Origin of the sequence: Streptomyces sp. NPDC051909 (genome assembly GCF_040681095.1) — a bacterium.
In the GTDB taxonomy this organism is placed as follows: Bacteria; Actinomycetota; Actinomycetes; order Streptomycetales; family Streptomycetaceae; genus Streptomyces.
Genome location: NZ_JBFAYA010000004.1, coordinates 18,780 through 36,054, shown reverse-complemented (window position 1 = coordinate 36,054; position 17,275 = coordinate 18,780). Strand labels below are relative to the sequence as shown.

The window sequence follows — 17,275 nt, the reverse complement described above, 5'->3', positions numbered from 1 at the left end:
AAGGAAAACATCCATCGGCCCACTGGCTCAACCGGCGCCCCGAGTGGTGGGCCATTGGTACAGTCGACAGGTCGGTGATCCGGCCAGAAGGGGGCCAACGGACCATGGCGGTGGACGAGCTCGACACCCGCATCCTGCGGCTGCTCATCGAGCGGCCGCGCACCAGCGTGCGCGAGTACGCGCGGATCCTGGGCGTGGCCCGGGGCACCGTGCAGGCCCGGATCGACCGCCTGGAGCGGGACGGCGTGATCACGGCCACCGGACCGGTGCTGTCCCCCGCGGCGCTCGGGCACCCGGTGCTCGCGTTCGTGCACATCGAGGTCACTCAGGGACACCTGGACGAGGTCGGGGACGCGCTCGCGGGCGTGCCGGAGATCGTCGAGGCCTTCTCGATCACCGGCGGCGGCGATCTGCTGACCCGGGTGGTGGCCCGCGACGCGGGACACCTGGAGGACGTGATCCAGCGTCTGATCCAGCTCCCCGGCGTGGTCCGCACCCGCACCGAGATCGCGCTGCGCGAGCGGGTGGCGCACCGGCTGCTGCCGCTGGTGGAGGCGGTGGGCCGCGGGACCGCCTGAAGGGGACGGCGACGCGGAAAGGGCGGGCGGGCTTGGAGCTTCCTCCAGGATGGAGTGGCAGGTGCCAGGAGCTTGGCCCACAGTCGATTGCAGATGAGATCCCGCCCCACCTAGGCTGACGCACATGCAGTCCTACACCATCGGGCAGGCGGCGCGTCTGCTCGGCGTCAGCCCGGACACCGCGCGCCGCTGGGCCGACGCCGGGCGGGTCGCCACGCATCGCGACGAGGGCGGCCGGCGGCTCATCGACGGGCGTGACCTGGCCGCGTTCTCGGTCGAGATCGCGCAGGCCGGGGCGGGGGACGAGGAGGAGCCGTACACCTCGGCCCGCAACGCGTTCCCCGGCATCGTGACCGCCGTCAAGCTCGGCGACGTCGCCGCCCAGGTCGAGATCCAGGCGGGCCCGCACCGGCTCGTCTCGCTGCTCACCCGCGAGGCGGTGGAGGAGCTCGGCCTGGAGGTCGGCATGCAGGCCACCGCCCGGGTGAAGTCGACCAGCGTGCACATCGACCGCACCTGAGCACCTGATCGCCCGAGTACCGATGAAACGATCCCGCACCCCGATCGCCCTCGCGGTCCCCGCCCTGCTCGGGGTCGCGTTCCTGCTGCTGCCGCTGGTCGGCGTCCTGGCGCGCACCGAATGGAGCGAGCTGGGCACACACCTGACCGATGCCGGGACCGTCCAGGCGCTGCGGCTCTCGCTGCTCGTCTCCTCCTGGGCCCTGGGGCTCTCGCTGCTGCTCGGAGTGCCGCTGGCGTGGCTGCTCGCCCGGGTCCCGTTCCCGGGCAAGGCGTTCGTGCGGTCCCTGGTGCTGCTCCCGATGGTGCTGCCGCCGACCGTGGGCGGTGTCGCGCTGCTGCTCGCCTTCGGGCGGCGCGGGCTGCTCGGACCGTGGCTGGAGGACACGTTCGGCGTCACCCTGCCCTTCCACACCTCCGGCGCGGTGCTCGCGGCGACCTTCGTCGCCATGCCGTTCCTGGTCATCAGCCTGGAGGGCGCGCTCGGCGGGCTCCGGCCGCGGTACGAGGAGACGGCGGCCTCGCTGGGCGCCTCGCCGCTGCGGGTGTTCCTCACCGTCACGCTGCCGATGGTGGCCCCGGGTCTGGTCGCGGGCGCGGCACTCACCTGGGCGCGGGCCCTCGGCGAGTTCGGCGCGACGATCACCTTCGCGGGAAATCTGCCGGGCACCACGCAGACCCTGCCGCTCGAGGTGTACCTGCTGCTCCAGGACGAGCCCGAGGCCGCGACCTCGGTCTCGCTGCTGCTCCTGGTGATCGCGATGGCGGTGCTCATCGCGCTGCGCGGGCGCTGGACGGGCGCTCCCTCGGGCCGGCGCCCGGTACGCGCCGCCTCCGCCCCGGCGGAGCCTGAGCCGGCCCCGGGCCCGGCCCCCGTCCCGTACGCCCCCGACCCGTACGAGAAGCGGGGCGCCGAACCGGGGGACGCGGCCGGCCTCGGGGCGCGCTGGGCGCTGCACGCCGAGGTCACCGGCTTCGACCGGCTCGTCCTGGACGCCGAGCCCGGGACGACGATCGCCGTCGTCGGGCCCAACGGGGCAGGGAAGACCACGCTGCTGCGGGCCCTGCTCGGGCTCACGCCCCGGGCGCACGCGCGGCTGACCCTCGGGGACACCGACGTCACCGACCTGGCCCCGCACCGGCGGCAGGTCGCGTGGGTCCCGCAGGACGGGGCGCTGTTCCCGCATCTGTCGGCACTCGCGAACACGGCGTACGGGCTGCGGGCCCGGGGCGTGCCGCGGGCCGAGGCGCGCAGGTCCGCGCAGGCCTGGCTGGACCGGCTGGGCGTCGGCCGTCTCGCCCGGCGCAGGCCCGCCGAGCTGTCCGGCGGCCAGGCACAGCGGGTCGCCCTCGCGCGGGCGCTCGCCGCCCGGCCCCGGCTGCTGCTGCTCGACGAGCCGCTCGCCGCCCTCGACCAGACCACCCGCGCCCAGGTGCGGCACACCCTGCGCGGCCACCTCGCGGCCTTCGGCGGAGTCTGTCTGATCGTCACCCACGACCCGGTGGAGGCGGTGTCCCTGGCGGACCGGGTGCTGGTCCTGGAGGACGGGCGCGCCCTGCAGGACGCCGCCCCCGCCGAGGTGTCGCGCCATCCGCGCTCGCCGTGGGTGGCACGGATGCTGGGCCGGAACGCCTGGCCGGCGACGGCGAGCGGCGCCGGTGGCGGGCTGGCGCTCGTCGACGGCGGGACGCTCGTGGCGGCCGATCCGGTGCCGGCGGGCGCGGAGGTCCTCGCGATCATCCCGCCCGAGGCGGTCTCCGTGCATCGCGAGCGCCCCGGCGGCAGTCCCCGGAACGTCTGGCCCGGCACCGTCCGCGAGATCACGGCGAGCGGCAGCCGGCTCCGGGTGCTGATCACCTCGGACGAGGTGCCGCCGCTCGTCGCCGAGATCACCCCGCAGGCGGCGGCCGAGCTCTCCCTGGCGGACGGCGCGCCGGTGTGGACGGGCGTGAAGGCGACCGAGGTCACCGTCGTCACCCTGTGACCGCCGGACTCCGGCAGGGCCCGAAATCCCGTGGCCGGTGCGGAGGTTCTGTGACAACGTGCCAGGCGCCCGTCCCCGTACCGTGATCCGGAGCGTTCCATGGCCGTCCCCGCCCGCCCCGCCCGTCTCGTACCCCTTCTCGAGCAGTTCGTGTTCACCCGCGACCGGCTGCTGCACCGGCTCCGCGGGCCGGTGATGGACAGCGGGAACGGCACCGAGGTGCCGGTGCCGCCGCTGACGGACGACGAGTACCTGTGGGAGCCGGTGGCCGACTGCTGGTCGGTGCGCCGGCGGGCGGACGGGCCCGGGGCGCGGGCCACGGTGCTCACCGGGGCCGGGGAGTGGGGGCGGGACGCGACTCCGCCGCCGCATCCGGCGCCGGCGCCGTTCACCACGATCGCGTGGCGCACGAGCCATCTCGCGGAGATGTTCACGCTGCGCACCGACCACACCGCGGGCGGGCGCACGCTCACCCGCGACGACTTCCACAGCCGCGGGGACGCGGCCGCGGCCGTCGCCGATCTGGAACGGGGCATGGCGGACTGGCACGCGATGCTGCTCGGGCTGACCGACGCGGACCTCGACACCGTCGGATACTGCAGCTATCCACACGGCGGCGACCCCGAGGAGGCGCTCGTCGACGTCGTGTGGTGGATGAACCAGGAACTCCTCGCGCACGGAGCGGAGATCGCCCTGCTCAGGGACCTGTACCGGGCCCGCGGCTGACCCGACGGGCCGGACGCGCGCGTGGGACGATGGGAGTGATCCATCCTCCGCAAGCGAAGGTGGCGACATGTCCAGGATCAACGCCTCCATCGACATCGCACGCCCGCCCGAAGAGGTCTTCGCCTACATCACCGACCCCTCCCACGTACCCGACTGGCAGGAGAGCGCGGTCAAGGTGACGCCGCGGAAGGGCACCCCTGGCGCGGTGGGTTCGCAGGTCGCCGTCACCCGGCGTATCGGCAAGCGCGAATTCGACATGACCATGCAGTTCATGGAGCTGGACCCACCGCGCAGCTGGCACCTGCACGGTGTGGACGGGCCGGTCCGCGGTGACGTCCAGGGCACCATCGAGCCGCTGGAACAGGGCACCCGCTCACGCCTGACGCTCTCCCTCGACTTCGAGGGGCACGGCATCGGGAAGGCCCTCGTACCGCTCGTCGTGAAGCCCGCCGCGCGCAAGGAGATGCCGCGTGACGAGGAGAAGCTGAAGGGCATCCTGGAGCGCGGCGCCACCGCCTGAACGGCGCCCCGCCCCCCCGTACCGCCCGGCCGTCCGCTACCGCCCGGCCGTCCGCCCGGTGGACCCGCGGTCGTCACTGCGCGGTCGTACGGGCGAGCAGGACGGCCACGTCGTCCTGCGCCGGGCCCTCGGGGAGGCCGGCCAGGAGCTCGTCGCACACCGCGTCCAGCGGACGGTCCATGGCGCGCAGGGCGCCGGCGACCCGGGCCATGCCCTGGTCGAGGTCCTGGTCCCGGGCCTCGATGAGGCCGTCGGTGTAGAGCACCAGGAGCCCGCCGGCGGGGAGGGTCACCTCCTGGGTGCAGAACTCGTGGGCTCCGGTGCCGAGCGGGGTGCCGGGCGAGCCGTCGAGGAAGGTGACGGTGCCGTCGGGGGTGACGGCGGCCGGCGGCGGGTGGCCGGCCCGGGCGACGGTCAGCCGCGCGTCGGCGGGGTCGTACACCGCGTACACACAGGTGGCCATCTCGTCCTCGCCGAGGTCGTCGACGACGGCGTCCAGGGAGCTGAGCATCCGGGCCGGCGGGATGTCGTGGCGGGCCAGGGTGCGCACGGCGGTGCGGAGCTGGCCCATGACGGCCGCCGCGTGGATGCCGTGGCCCATGACGTCACCGATGACCAGCGCGGTGCGGCCGCCGGGCAGCGGGACCACGTCGAACCAGTCGCCGCCGACGTCGTGGTCGCTGGCGGGCAGGTAGCGGCCGGTGAGCTGGAGTCCGGGGACGTCGGGCAGGGCGTTGTTGGTGAGGCTGCGCTGCAGGGTGAGGGCCGCCTGCCGCTGGGTGGTGTAGAGGCGGGCGTTGTCGATGTTGGTGGCGGCGCGGGCGACCACCTCGTCCATCAGGATCCGGTCCTCCTCGTCGAAGGGTTCGCGGTGGCGCAGCCGGGTGACGGAGACCGTGCCGAGCACCTTGCCCCGGGCGACCAGGGGGATCAGGCGGGCGGCGCCGATGCGGGTGGCGAGGTAGCGGCGGAGTGCTTCGAGGCGCGGGTCGCGGATGAGGGCGGGGACGTCGGCGACGTGCAGGTCCATCGGCCGGGCCTCGGTGATGACCTCCTCGTAGACGGAGTCCAGGGGGATCTGGAAGGTCTGGCCGGGGGCGAGCAGGGCAGTCGGGGCGCCGGGGTCGGGGAAGCGGGCGGCGAGCCGGCGCAGGATGCCGCGGGTGGCGGCGGTGGACTCGTCGGGGTCGAGGACGGATTCGAGGAGCTGGACGTCGGCGGAGTCGGCCAGCTGCGGGACGAGGAAGCCGACCACCTCCTCGGCGGTCTGCCGCAGGTCGAGGGTGGTGCCGATACGGGCGCCGGCCTCGGCGAGCAGGGCGAAGCGGTGGCGGGCGCGTTCGACCTCGATGTGGGCCTGCTGGCTCTCGGTGATGTCGATGAGCGAGGCGATGACGCCGAGCGGGTTGCCGCCGTGGTCGAGGAGCGGCGCGTAGGAGTTGGACCAGATGTGGTCGTGGCTGGGGTCGGCGGGGGTCCGGCCGGCCCGGCGGGCGTCGACGACGGCGGTGCCGGTGTCGAGGACCTGGCGCATCAGGGCCTCCAGGGCGCCGGCGTTGATGCCGGGGACGACCTCGGTGAGGCGGCGGCCGATGTGGTCGGCGGCGGGGACGCCGTTCATCCGGGCGAGGGCGTCGTTGACGCGCAGGAAGCGCAGGTCGGGGCCGAGGGTGGCGAGGCCGATGGGCGACTGGGTGAAGAGGGATTCGAGGGCGGCGAGGTTGTCGCGCATACGCAGGACCTGGGAGGTCTCGAAGGCGATCAGCATGGCGCCGGGGCGGCCGTCCGGGTCGGCGGCGGGCACGATCCACATCTCCATGGCGACCGAGTGGCCGTCGCGGTGCCGCACGGGGAGGGTGCCGACGACGGTCTCGCCGGACTGCACCTTGCGGGTCAGCCGGCCGGCCAGCTCGCGGTTGGCGTCGGGGACGAGCAGGGGCGTGGCGAAGCGGCCGATGACGTCCTCGGGGCGGTAGCCGAGGAGGTCCTGGGCGGCCAGGGACCATTCGACGATCCGGCCGCCCGCGTCCTCGCGCCACAGCGCGATGGGCAGCAGGTCGTTGAGCACGCCCGCGTACCCGACGGCCGCCCGGGGCGGCTGCGGGACCCTGCTCGGCGGCTGGTGAGTGTCCAACGCATCGACCTACGCATCGGCCGGGCCCCGAGGGGCATATCCGCGATCCCTACCGAATCACCCTATATGAGACATAAGGGGCGAGCGCTCCGCAGTACGCCCGGTCACGGCGGGACCGCCCCGCACCGGGCCCACGCCCGCCCCCGGCGTTCCCCCGGTCGGGCGACACGCGCCGCCTCAGGCGCCGGCGGCCGCCTCGGCCGCTGCCGCCGCCCGGGCCGCGCCCTCGGCGCGGGAGCGCTTGGCGGTGCGGATGGTCCACAGGACGAGAAGGCCGAGGGTGCCGTAGACGAGGACCGGGTTGACGACGACCATGGCATCCACCGACAGGAGGTACGACAGGACGACGCGGGCGGCGGCCTCGATCAGGTAGGCGACACCCCAGACGATCGTCATCGTCCGCATCACGACACGGAAGCCCTCGAACTGCCACAGGCCGTTCCACCAGGCGTGACTCTCCGGGGTGCCGTCGGTGGAGAAGCGGCGGCCGAAGTAGAACATCAGCGGCCGGGGCGCGAGCAGGGTCGCGAGGCAGAGGACGCCGAAGAGGCCGGTGACGGCCGAGTCCTTGACGAGCAGGGCACGGGTGGTGTGGGTGCCGACCAGCGAGACGGCGGCGGTGAGGACGAGGAAGAAGATCGTGACGATCGCGAACTCGTCGAGCTTGCGATGCCAGACCAGGTGCACGACGGTGTCGAGGACCGGCCAGGCGCCGCTCACGAGGAGCGCGCCGAACTCGCTCCAGCCGCGCTCGACGAGTGCGTTGTAGGTGAGGATCGGCGCCACGACGTTGAGGCCGATGGTGAGCACCCAGCCGATGGCGGTGGCGGCGCCGGAGCGGGCCGGCGGACCTGGCTGCGCGGTGGTCGCGGACATGGATTCCCCCTGTATGGACTGCATGGACGAGCGGTCCGAACGGGCCGCCCGAAGGGGCCGCGGTCGGCGCGGCACCCGGCACCGTAGGTCGGGCCAGAGCGGGGTCACAAGGTGCGCCGATCCAAAATGATCTTCAAGTTGTCCGGAGGGTCGCACTCCGGATCATTTCCGGCTCTTCTGCGCACACCGTCACCCAAACCGACGATGTGATGCACAGGGAGTCATATCGCCAGGTCGAATGCTTCTCGCGCCGGGCCGTACGCCCTGGCGGGACGTGATCATCAGCGCGCACCCTTGAAGAACATGCCGGAGTCGCTGGTTCCGGCGGACGGTGTGCAGGGGCAGGACACGGGTGGGGAGTTGGGGCCGGATGCCGGGTGTGGACGTGTGTGTGGTCGGTGCGGGGCCGGTCGGCCTGACGCTGGCGATCGCCCTGCGCAGACTCGGCCTCGACGTGCGGGTGGTGGATCGCGCGCCGGCCGCCAAGCACGAGGCCCGGGCCCTCGTCGTATGGCCCCGGGCGGCGGAGGCCCTGGAGTCCCTCGGGGTCGCCGGCGTCCTCGTGCGGCACGGCGTGGAGCTGAGCGAGGTCACGATCCACGCAGGTGGCCGGCGGCTCGGCGCGCTCAGCACCGGCTGGCACCGCTCCGCGCACAGCCGCCCGCTCAACATCGAACAGCACGACATCGAGCGCCTGCTGTGCGCGGAGCTGGCCCGGCTCGGCACCGAGGTCGAGTGGGACAGCGAGGTCACCGACGTCAAGGTCCACGACGCCCGGGCCGAGTTCACGCTCGCCCGCCCCGACGGGTCCGCCGCATCGGGCACCGCCGCCTGGATCGTGGGCTGCGACGGCACCGGAAGCATGGTCCGCGACCGGCTCGGCATCCCCTTCCAGGGCCGCCGCCGCACCGGCCTCCAGGTCGTCCAGGGCAACGCGCACGCCGACTGGCCGTACGGCAGACACCCGGGGCACGGGCACATCTTCCTCGCTCCGCGCCGCTCGCTGCTCGTCTTCCCGCTGCCCGGCGGCGGATTCCGCTTCTTCTGCTTCCGCGACGACCCCGACCCCACGCCGACCGGCCCGCCCACCCTCGACGAACTGCGCGACCTGGTCGCCGACACCGCCCGGCTCCCCCGGCTGCGGCTCAGCCCGACCGAACCGCCCTGGCTCAACCGGGCCCGGTTCGGCGACCGGGTCGCCGCCCGGCTCCGGCTCGGGCGCGGGCTGCTCGCGGGCGACGCCGCGCACGCCTGGGCGCCGGTCGGCGGCCACGGCATGAACGTCGGCATGCTGGGCGCCCACAACCTCGCCTGGAAGCTCGCCGCCGTGCACCGCGGCGAGGCCGACACCCGGCTCCTCGACACGTACGACACCGAGCAGCGCGCCCTCGCGCTGCGCTACATCCGCGAGATGCGGTGCAACTTCATGGAGCTGCCGCTGCCGCCGCTCGGCCATCGTGTCTTCTCCGCCACCGTGCCGCCGGCGCTCGCGCTGCGCGGCTTCCAGCGGCGCCTGGACCTGCAGTTGAGCGACCTCGGCCGCAACCACCGGCCGAGCGCCCTGTCCTGGCAGCGTGCCCCGGCGGGCCTCGGGCGGGGCCGCGGTCCACGGGCCGGCGACCGGATGCCCGACGCCCTGGTGTCGACCGGGCATCCCGGCACCGGGCCGGTGCGGCTGCACACACTGCTCCGTTACGACACCTGGACGCTGGTCCTGCTCGCCGGCGGGCCAGGCGTCCCGGACGCCCGAGCCGTACGGGACGCCGTCCTGGAGCGCTGCGCGCGCGGGCCGGTGCCGGTCCGGGTGCTGTCCGTGACCCCGGCGGACGCCGCCGAGGCCCGGCTGCTCGGCCGGCCCGGCGAGCTCCGTCTGGTGCGGCCCGACGGCTATGTGGGCCTGGTCGCCCCGGCCCGCCGGACCGCCGCACTCGACGCCTATCTGACCGCGCTCGGACAGGCCGCCCCCGCCCCCATGTCCCCCTCAGTCAGCGCAGAGTGACGGGAGTCGGAGTCCCTTGTCCAAGCACCTGACGCGCACCCGAGGCACGGTCACCGTCATCGGCGCGGGCATGGCCGGCCTGGTCGCCGCCTACGAGCTCGAACGCCTCGGCCACCGCGTGGAGATCCTGGAAGGCAGCCGCCGGCTCGGCGGCCGCGTCCGCACCCACCGCTTCGGCGCCCAGGAGGGCGCCCCCTTCGTCGAGCTCGGCGCGATGCGTGTGCCCACCACGCACCGCCGGACCATGCACTACATCGACCACCTCGGGCTCGCCGACCAGGTGCGCCCCTTCACCACGCTGCTGTCCGAGGAGAACGCCTTCCTCGCCACCGGCACCGGCCATGTCCGGCTGCGCGAGGCACCGCGCCGGCTGATCGCGGACGTGCGGTCCGCGCTCGCCCGCGACGACTACCGCGAGGAGACCGTGGTCTTCGGCGCCTGGCTCGCCGCCGTCGTCGACGCGGTCGCCCCGCCCGCGCTGCGCACCGGGCTGCGCGCCGATCTGGCCCGCGACCTGCTCGACCGGGTCGAGCGGATCGACCTGACACCCCATCTCCTCGGGGACGGGAAGGACCGGGTCGACGTGCACGGGCTCTTCGCCGCGCACCCCGGCGTCCGGGCCGGCTGCGGCACGCGCCTCGACAGCTTCCTCGACGACATCCTCACCGAGACCAGCCCCCGGCTGATCCGTCTGGCCTGCGGCATGGACCAGCTGGCGCAGCGGCTCGCCGCCCGGATCCGCGGACCGGTCTGGCTCGGCCAGGAGGTCACCGGGCTCGACGTGGCGCCCGACCACGTCCGGCTGCGGATCGGACGGGGACCGCTCGCCGTCCTGCGCCGCGCCGACCTGGTGCTGTGCACGGTGCCGTTCCCGGTGCTGCGCCGTATGCCGCTGACCGGGCTCGACGAGGACAAGAAGGCCGTCGTCCGCGAGGTCGACTACTGCCCGGCGACCAAGGTCGCGCTGCATGTCCGCGAGCCCTTCTGGGAGCGCGAGGGGATCCGCGGCGGGGCCTCCTTCAGCGGCGGCCTGATCCGGCAGACCTACTATCCGGCCCCGGCGGAGGACGGCGGCGGCCCTGACGACACGGGCGGCGCGGCCGGCCGGCGGGGCGCTGCGCTGCTCGCCAGCTACACGATCGGCGAGGACGCCGACCTGCTCGGACGGATGCCGGCCCGGCAGCGGAACGCGGTGGTGATCGACGAACTGGGGCGGATGCACCCGCAGTTGCTGCGCCGCTGCATGGTGCGCGGCGTGGCGGGCATCGCCTGGGGCGAGCACCCGTGGACGGCGGGCGGCTGCGCCATCCGCTGGGGGAAGGACGCGGCGGCCTGCGCCGAGGAACGGCGCCGCGCGGCCCGCCCGCAGGGGCGCCTGTTCTTCGCCGGGGAGCACTGCTCCTCCGAACCCGCCTGGATCGAGGGCGCGGTGGAGTCGGCCCTCGCGGCGGTCGCCGACATCGACCGCTTCGCCGCCGCCCACCGGCACGGCCGTCCGGCCCCGGCCCTCCTGGAGGCGGCGTGAGCGTCTTCGACCTGCCCCGGCTGCACTTCGCGGGCACCGCGGTGACCAGGCTGCCCACCGGGCCGCGCGGCGCCGCCGCGGCCGGTCTCCTGGACCTGGCGACCAACACCGTCCTCGCTCCCTTGGACCGGCCGGGTTCCGGTGCCGTCGCGCCGTTCCCGGCCGACCGGCCGGCCGCCGAGCTGCACGCCCTGCTGCGCGGACGAGGCGCGCTCGGCGGGCACTTCTCCGGCAACGGGCACTTCTCGGTGGACGCCCGGGTGACGGCCGCCGAGGGCCCGGACGGCACACCGGTGGCGCCGGCCGGCGGGGATCCGCTGCTCGGCCGGGCCGTGGATCTGTGGGGCCACTACAACCCGTATCTGGGCACGACCGCGAACCGGGCCCGGGTGTTCGACGTCGATCCGGCCTCCGCCTGGACGACGACCCTGATGATCGGCCGGTTCGCGCTGGGCCGGGAGGGCCGTTCGCATGACTCGGGGCATGTGTGCCTCGGGGACGTGACCGGCTTCCAGCCGCCGCGCTGGCAGTCCTTCGCCCCGGTGCCCTCGGTGCTTCACCAGTTCGCCGTGCCCGCCGGACCCGCCCTGGACTGGCCGGACGGCCCCGGCGGCGGCTCGCCGCTGGCCGCCGCGCTGCGGGCGGCGGCCGAGGAGGCGGGCGGGCTGCTCGTCCAGTTCACCCTGGACGCGGCGGGCGCGTCCGGCGACCCCGGGCACGGGTACGACGGGCCCGGTGACGCCCCGCAGCAGTGGCGGCTGCGCGGGGTGATCGCGCCCTGGTGCCCGGACGAGCTCCGTACGCATCCGGCGGGCCGGCTCCTCGTCCCGTACGGTGCGGACCCGACCGGCGGCGGGCCGCGGGCCCGGATCTGCTCGGTGCGCGTGGGTCCCGAGGAGGCGGTGTTCAACCTGCCGTTCGGCCGGCCGGGAACCGGCGAGCTCGAACTGCGCACGACGGTCTCGGACGAACTCGTCGCGGTGCTCCCGGGAGGCGACGGCCCGCCGGACGGCGGGCCGGTGGCCCGGGTCCCGGTGAGCGCGCCGGGCGCCGCCTGGGCGGCGGACGAGGGCCTGTGCCTGGTGGGACCGTACGGCACGGGCCGGCGGGTGCTGTTACGGGAGCGGGAACGGGTGGTGGTCACCGACGACGCGGCGGTGTTCGTCGAGCACCCGGACCGGGAGCGCGGCGAGGACCACGCCGTGGAGATCGCCGTACGGGCGAGTGTGCGGGGGCGTCCGGCGGCCCAGGAGCCGGTCGTCGTCCGGCAGTTCGCCCATCCGCGGGCGCTGCCCCGCGACCCGGTCGCCGCCTCCCCCGGGGCGCGCGCCGGGGAGCTGCGGATCGTGGACCTGCGGCCCGGACGGCTCGCCGAGGACAAGGAGACGCCCGCCGACGCGGATGGTGCGGCGGGCGTCCAGGAGCCAGGGCCCTACGACGCGGTCTGCCGGCTGATGACGGACGAGCGGGGGCGGGGCTGGTTCACCGTGCGCGGCGCCCGGGCCGGGACGGCGCGGCTGCTGCTGACCGCCGGAGCCGACGAGCTGCCGCCGTGCCCGCTCGACGCGCCCGGTTCGGCGGCTGCCGCTTACGACGACGCGGACGCGCTGGGCTGGTGGGCCGGGGCGGGTGGGGCGCAGGTGCGGGTGCTGCCGGACGACTGGGCGCTGGACGCGGTCCTGAGGGAGGACGTGGGTTTCGAGCTGCTGCACCGGGAGGTGTTCGCCTTCTACGAGCAGCTGTTCCCGTTCATGCGGGACGAGGTGTTCAGCCTGGCGGACCGCTGCAAGGTGGAGACGTACGCGAAGCTGATCTGGCAGATGTGCGACCCGGCGAACAGGGGCCGCACGTACTACATGCCGCCGACCCGCGAACTCACGCTGCCCAAGGCGCGGTTGCTGCTCAGCCATCTGCGGGCCCGGAGCACCGCCGACGCGGTCCTGCCGGTCGCCGCCCCGTCGCCCTCGCCGGCCGCCGCGCGCCCCCGGATCACCACCCGCGCCCAGCTGCGGGCTGCGCTGTGGCAGGCGGTGACGGTGGAGCTGGCGACCTGTCTGCAGTACCTCTACGCGGGGTACGCGCTGCCGACGCACGGCGCCGGTTTCGCCTGTGTGCAGCGCGGGGTGTGGACGCCCCGGCAGCTGCGGCTGGCCTGCGGCGACGGCGGCGAGACGCTGAGCCGGGGGATCCGGGACAGCCTCTTCGCGGTGGCCCGCGAGGAGATGGTGCACTTCCTGGTGGTCAACAACGTCCTGATGGCGATGGGCGAGCCCTTCCATGTGCCGGCGATCGACTTCGGCACGCCGGGGCTGCTGCCGCTGCCGCTGGACTTCGCGCTTGAGCCGCTGCACCTCGGCAGCGTGCAGCGGTTCGTCGCCATCGAGCGGCCGGAGCGGCTGGCGGGCGGCGTCGGCATCCCGCCGGCCGGAGGTCCGGAGGGGGCGGCGGACGCGGCCGCCGGGACGGCGGGGGCGGCGCCGTTCGGCTCGCCGAGCGAGCTGTACGCGGCGATCCGCGACGGGCTGACCCGGGTGCCGGACCTGTTCCTGGTGGACCGGGGCCGGGGTGGCGGCGAGCACCATCTCTTCCTCGGCCGGACGGTCGACGCCCGTCATCCCGACTACCAGCTGGAGGTGGACGACCTGTCGAGCGCGCTGTTCGCGATCGACTTCGTCACCGAGCAGGGCGAGGGCGGGGTCCTGAACGCGCCGGGACCGGTGCCGGAGTCCCATCACGACACGTTCGTACGGATCGGGGAGCTGCTGATGACCGAGCGGGCGGACGGTCCGGGCGGGCAGGGCGCGCCGTGGAGCCCCGCCTATCCGGCGCTGCGCAATCCGACGCTCGACCCGGCGCATCCGGGCCGGGCGGCGGTCCGCGATCCGCACGCCCGGGAGGTGATGCGGCTGTTCGACCGGGCCTATTTCCTGATGCTTCAGCTGATGGTGCAGCACTTCGCGGAGAGCCCGGACGCGAGCCTGCGCCGCTCACGCCTGATGAACGCGGCGATCGACGTGATGACCGGGATGATGCGCCCGCTGGCCGAGCTCCTGGTGACGCTCGACTCGGGCTGGCGGGGGCGGACGGCCGGTCCGTCCTTCGAGCTGGAGGAGCCGCCCGTGGCGCTGGCCCGGCCGGACGTGGCGCGCCGGGCGTTCGCGATGCGCTTCTCCCATCTGGCGCGGATGGCCCGCGAGTGCGCGGGGGTGCCCGGGCGGGTGCCGGAGCTGATGACCTTCTACGCCGAGCAGTTCCGTGCCGAGGGAGGGCGGTGACCGGTGAGCGCTGAGCCGATGAGCACTGGACCGATGAGCACTGGACCGATGAGCGGGTACGAGAGCCCGGCGGGTCCGGGCGGAGGCACGGGCGCCAGGGGCGGGGCCGGGGTGTGGGAGACGGACGTCCTGGTGGTGGGGGCCGGGCCGGTGGGGCTTGCCCTGGCGCTCGACCTCGCCGCGCGCGGGGTGGACTTCGTGCTGGTGGAGGCGGGGGACGGCGGTTCGGTCGAGCCCAGGATCACCACGGTGGGGCCGCGCGCGATGGAGATGTTCCGCCGCTGGGGGGCGGCCGAGGCGCTGCGCGGCGCGGGCTGGCCGGACGATCACGCGCTGGACGTGGCGTGGGTGACGGCGGTCGGCGGGCACGAGATCCACCGCCTCGGGTTCGGCACGTTGGCGACCCGGCCGCTGCCGTCGCACACCCCGGAGCCGGAGGCGATCTGCCCGCAGCACTGGATGGTGCCGCTGCTGCTCGACCGGGTGGGCCGCCATCCGGACGGGCCGGTACGGCTGCGCCACCGGCTGCTCGGCTTCACCACCGGGCCGGACGGCGTGATGGCGGGCGTCGCCGCCGGCGGGTCCCCGGGCGCCGCCGTCACGGTCCGGGCCCGGTTCCTGGTCGGCTGCGACGGTGCCTCCTCGCCGGTGCGCAAGACCTGCGGGATCCCCTCGCCCGAGCTGCACTCGGCCCGGACACTGCGGAACATCGTGTTCCGGGCACCGGAACTGCCGAAGCTGCTCGGGCCGCGCGCCCCGCTCGTCCACTTCCTCACCTCGCCCACGGGGCTGCGCTATCCGCTGCGTTCGATCGACGGGCACGGGCTCTACCGGCTGACCGCGCCGGTCGGCCCGGCGGCACCGCTGGAGGTGGTGCGCCGGGCGGTGGCCCTGGCCACGCCCCTGGAGGTGGTCTCGGACACCGTGTGGCGGCTTGCCCACCGGGTCGCCGAGCGGTACCGGTCGGGGCCGGTGTTCCTCGTCGGGGACGCGGCGCACACCCTGTCGCCGTCCGGCGGCTTCGGGATGAGCACGGGGGTCTGCGACGCCGCCGACCTCGGCTGGAAGCTGGCCGCGACGCTGGCCGGCTGGGCGGGGCCGGGGCTGCTCGACGCGTACGGCTCGGAGCGCCGCCCGGTGGCCCTGGCCGGGATCGCGGAGGCCCACCGGAATCTGCGACGCACCCAGGAGCGGCGGATCTCTCCGGCCCTCCTGGACGACACCCCGGTGGGCGCCCGCGCCAGGGCGGCGCTGGCCGAGGAGCTGGCGGCCTCGGACGTACGGCGGGAGTTCGACCGGCCGGAGATGCACTTCGGGCACCGCTACTCCTCCCCTCTCCTCGCCGCCGAGGAGCCCGCACCCCAGGCGCCCCCGGTCGCGGCACCCGCGCTCAACGCCTCGACGCTGCCGGGGATGCGGGCGCCGCACGCGTGGCTCGCGCCCGGGCGTTCGACGCTCGATCTGTACGGGCGCGAGTTCGTCCTGCTCTGCTTCGGCACCGGCGACGGCACTGTTTCCGGCGGGCGGCTGCGGGCGGACGGCACGATGCGGGCGTTCGCCGACCGCCGGGTGCCGTTGCGGGTGGAGCCGTGTGCCGATCCGGTGGCGGCGGCGCGCTACGAGCTCCCGTACGTCCTGGTCCGTCCGGACGGGCACGTGGCCTGGCGGGGCGCGGTGCCGCCCCGGGACCCCGGCGCCCTGGCCGACCGGGTGCGGGGAGCGGCGGGATGAGCGCCGAGCCCGCCGCGTACGGTGCTCTGCCGCCCTTCGACCCGGCGCTGCTCGATCTGGCCGACCCGTACCCCGTCTACCGGCGCTACCGGGAGGCCGGGCCGGTCCACCCCGCGCGGGGCCCCGGGCGGGCGCCGACGACCTGGTACGTGTTCGGGTACGCGGAGGTGGCGCGGGTCCTCGCGCGCCGGGAGTTCGGCCGGGCGGACCCGGCGACGGCCAGCGCGGCCCCACTGCCGCCGGGGTACGCGGTGCTTCGCGAGGTCGTGGAGAACTGGCTGGTCTTCCTCGACCCGCCCCGCCACACCGGGGTACGGGCCCTGGTCACCCCGGCGCTGGGTGCCGGGCCGGTGACGGCGCTGCGCCCGGCGATCCGCCGGATCGCGCGCGGGCTGGTCGCCCCGCTGGCCACCCGGGGATCGGTGGACCTGATCGCCGAGTTCGCGGCGCCCTTCCCGCTGCTTGTCATCGCCGGGGTGCTGGGCGTGCCGGCGGAGCGGCACGGATGGTTCCGGGAGCGGGCGCTGGCACTGCAGCGGGCGGGCGGGGCGCGGGCGGACCGCAGTCCGGCGGGGATGACGGTGGCGGAGCGGGCGGCGGCCGAGCTCACCGCCTATTTCCGGCGCGAGCTGGACGCGCGGCGCGGTCCGGGCGGCGACCGGGGGGACCTGCTCTCGGCGCTCGCGCGGGCCGCCGACGAGCGGACCGCGCTCACGCCGTCGGAGCAGTCGGCCACCTGCATCCATCTCCTGACCGCCGGTCACGAGACCACGACGGGCCTGCTCGGCAAGGCGGTGCTCGCGCTGCTCGCCCGCCCGGGGCTGCGGGCCGAGCTGCGGGCTGACCCGGCGCTGCTGCCGGGCGCGGTGGACGAGTTCCTGCGGCACGACCCGCCGGTGCAGATGATCACCCGCTGGGCGCAGCGCGACTGCGGGCTCGCGGGCCACCCGGTACGCCGGGGCGACCGGCTCGTCCTCGTCCTCGGCGCGGCCAACCGCGACCCGGCCCGGTTCCCCGCCCCGGAGCGGCTCGACGTCCACCGGGCCCAGGCCCGCCACTGCGCGTTCGGGCTCGGCATCCACTACTGCGCGGGCGCCGCCCTGGCCCGCGCGGAGGCGGAGACCGGCCTCGCCGTCCTCCTGGCCCGTCTCCCGGCCCTGCGGCCCGCCGCCCGGCCGGTGGTGGAGGTGCGCCATGCCCCGGACTGGGTGTTCCACGGTCCGGAGCGGCTGACGGTCACCTGTGGAGGGGCGGGGGCTCCCGGCCGGAGGGACGGCCGGGGGGACGGCCGGGGGGACGTCGGCGTGTAGCTGCCGGCGGGCCGTGCCGGCGGCCACGCGCCTCCCGGGCAGCACCTGCTGTGACGAGGGCAACGCCCGCCAGGGGGATCTTGACGGTATCCATACG

At 75.3% G+C, this 17,275-nt stretch carries 12 protein-coding genes; 10 read left to right on the top strand and 2 right to left on the bottom strand.

The features are described from left to right. Positions 1-104: 104 nt before the first annotated feature. From AB0M18_RS07685 to AB0M18_RS07665, 5 genes are all read left to right on the top strand, one after another. Positions 105-578: an Lrp/AsnC family transcriptional regulator gene (locus tag AB0M18_RS07685; protein WP_365755906.1), complete on the top strand. Its 474-nt coding sequence runs from the start codon at positions 105-107 to the stop codon at positions 576-578. A 124-nt stretch (positions 579-702) separates the two neighbouring features. Continuing rightward, positions 703-1,098, top strand: coding sequence for a helix-turn-helix transcriptional regulator (locus AB0M18_RS07680; protein ID WP_365755905.1), 396 nt, complete (start codon positions 703-705; stop codon positions 1,096-1,098). 22 nt (positions 1,099-1,120) lie between these two features. After that, the gene (locus AB0M18_RS07675) at positions 1,121-3,082 is read left to right on the top strand and encodes an ABC transporter permease (protein WP_365755904.1); all 1,962 of its coding nucleotides are present in this window, start codon (positions 1,121-1,123) and stop codon (positions 3,080-3,082) included. A gap of 99 nt (positions 3,083-3,181) precedes the next feature. Then, on the top strand, positions 3,182-3,808 hold the full coding sequence (locus AB0M18_RS07670; RefSeq protein ID WP_365755903.1) for a DinB family protein: 627 nt from the start codon (positions 3,182-3,184) through the stop codon (positions 3,806-3,808). Between the two features lie 67 nt (positions 3,809-3,875). After that, positions 3,876-4,328 (top strand): SRPBCC family protein, encoded by a 453-nt coding sequence (locus tag AB0M18_RS07665; protein WP_365755902.1) that lies wholly within the window; start codon positions 3,876-3,878, stop codon positions 4,326-4,328. A gap of 73 nt (positions 4,329-4,401) precedes the next feature. Here AB0M18_RS07665 and AB0M18_RS07660 read toward each other — a convergent pair whose 3' ends face one another. Further along, the gene (locus tag AB0M18_RS07660; RefSeq protein WP_365755901.1) at positions 4,402-6,462 is read right to left on the bottom strand and encodes a SpoIIE family protein phosphatase; all 2,061 of its coding nucleotides are present in this window, start codon (positions 6,460-6,462) and stop codon (positions 4,402-4,404) included. Positions 6,463-6,639: 177 nt separating this feature from the next. Continuing rightward, a complete protein-coding gene (locus AB0M18_RS07655) occupies positions 6,640-7,338 on the bottom strand; it encodes a VC0807 family protein (protein ID WP_365755900.1) in 699 nt (232 codons plus the stop codon). A gap of 370 nt (positions 7,339-7,708) precedes the next feature. Here AB0M18_RS07655 and AB0M18_RS07650 point away from each other — a divergent pair, with 370 nt between their 5' ends. Genes AB0M18_RS07650 through AB0M18_RS07630 form a run of 5 tightly spaced genes read left to right on the top strand, consistent with a single transcriptional unit; the run spans position 7,709 to position 17,178 of the window. Then, positions 7,709-9,337: an FAD-dependent monooxygenase gene (locus tag AB0M18_RS07650; protein WP_365755899.1), complete on the top strand. Its 1,629-nt coding sequence runs from the start codon at positions 7,709-7,711 to the stop codon at positions 9,335-9,337. Between the two features lie 16 nt (positions 9,338-9,353). After that, a complete protein-coding gene (locus AB0M18_RS07645) occupies positions 9,354-10,862 on the top strand; it encodes an NAD(P)/FAD-dependent oxidoreductase (RefSeq protein ID WP_365755898.1) in 1,509 nt (502 codons plus the stop codon). After that, the gene (locus AB0M18_RS07640) at positions 10,859-14,137 is read left to right on the top strand and encodes a ferritin-like domain-containing protein (RefSeq protein WP_365755897.1); all 3,279 of its coding nucleotides are present in this window, start codon (positions 10,859-10,861) and stop codon (positions 14,135-14,137) included. Before AB0M18_RS07645 ends, AB0M18_RS07640 begins: the two co-directional genes overlap by 4 nt. Before the next feature lie 33 nt (positions 14,138-14,170). Next, entirely contained in the window at positions 14,171-15,868 is a 1,698-nt protein-coding gene (locus AB0M18_RS07635; RefSeq protein ID WP_365755896.1) for an FAD-dependent monooxygenase, read from the top strand. Beyond that, the gene (locus tag AB0M18_RS07630; protein ID WP_365755895.1) at positions 15,865-17,178 is read left to right on the top strand and encodes a cytochrome P450; all 1,314 of its coding nucleotides are present in this window, start codon (positions 15,865-15,867) and stop codon (positions 17,176-17,178) included. The genes AB0M18_RS07635 and AB0M18_RS07630 overlap by 4 nt, the downstream gene beginning before the upstream one ends. Positions 17,179-17,275: the final 97 nt, after the last annotated feature.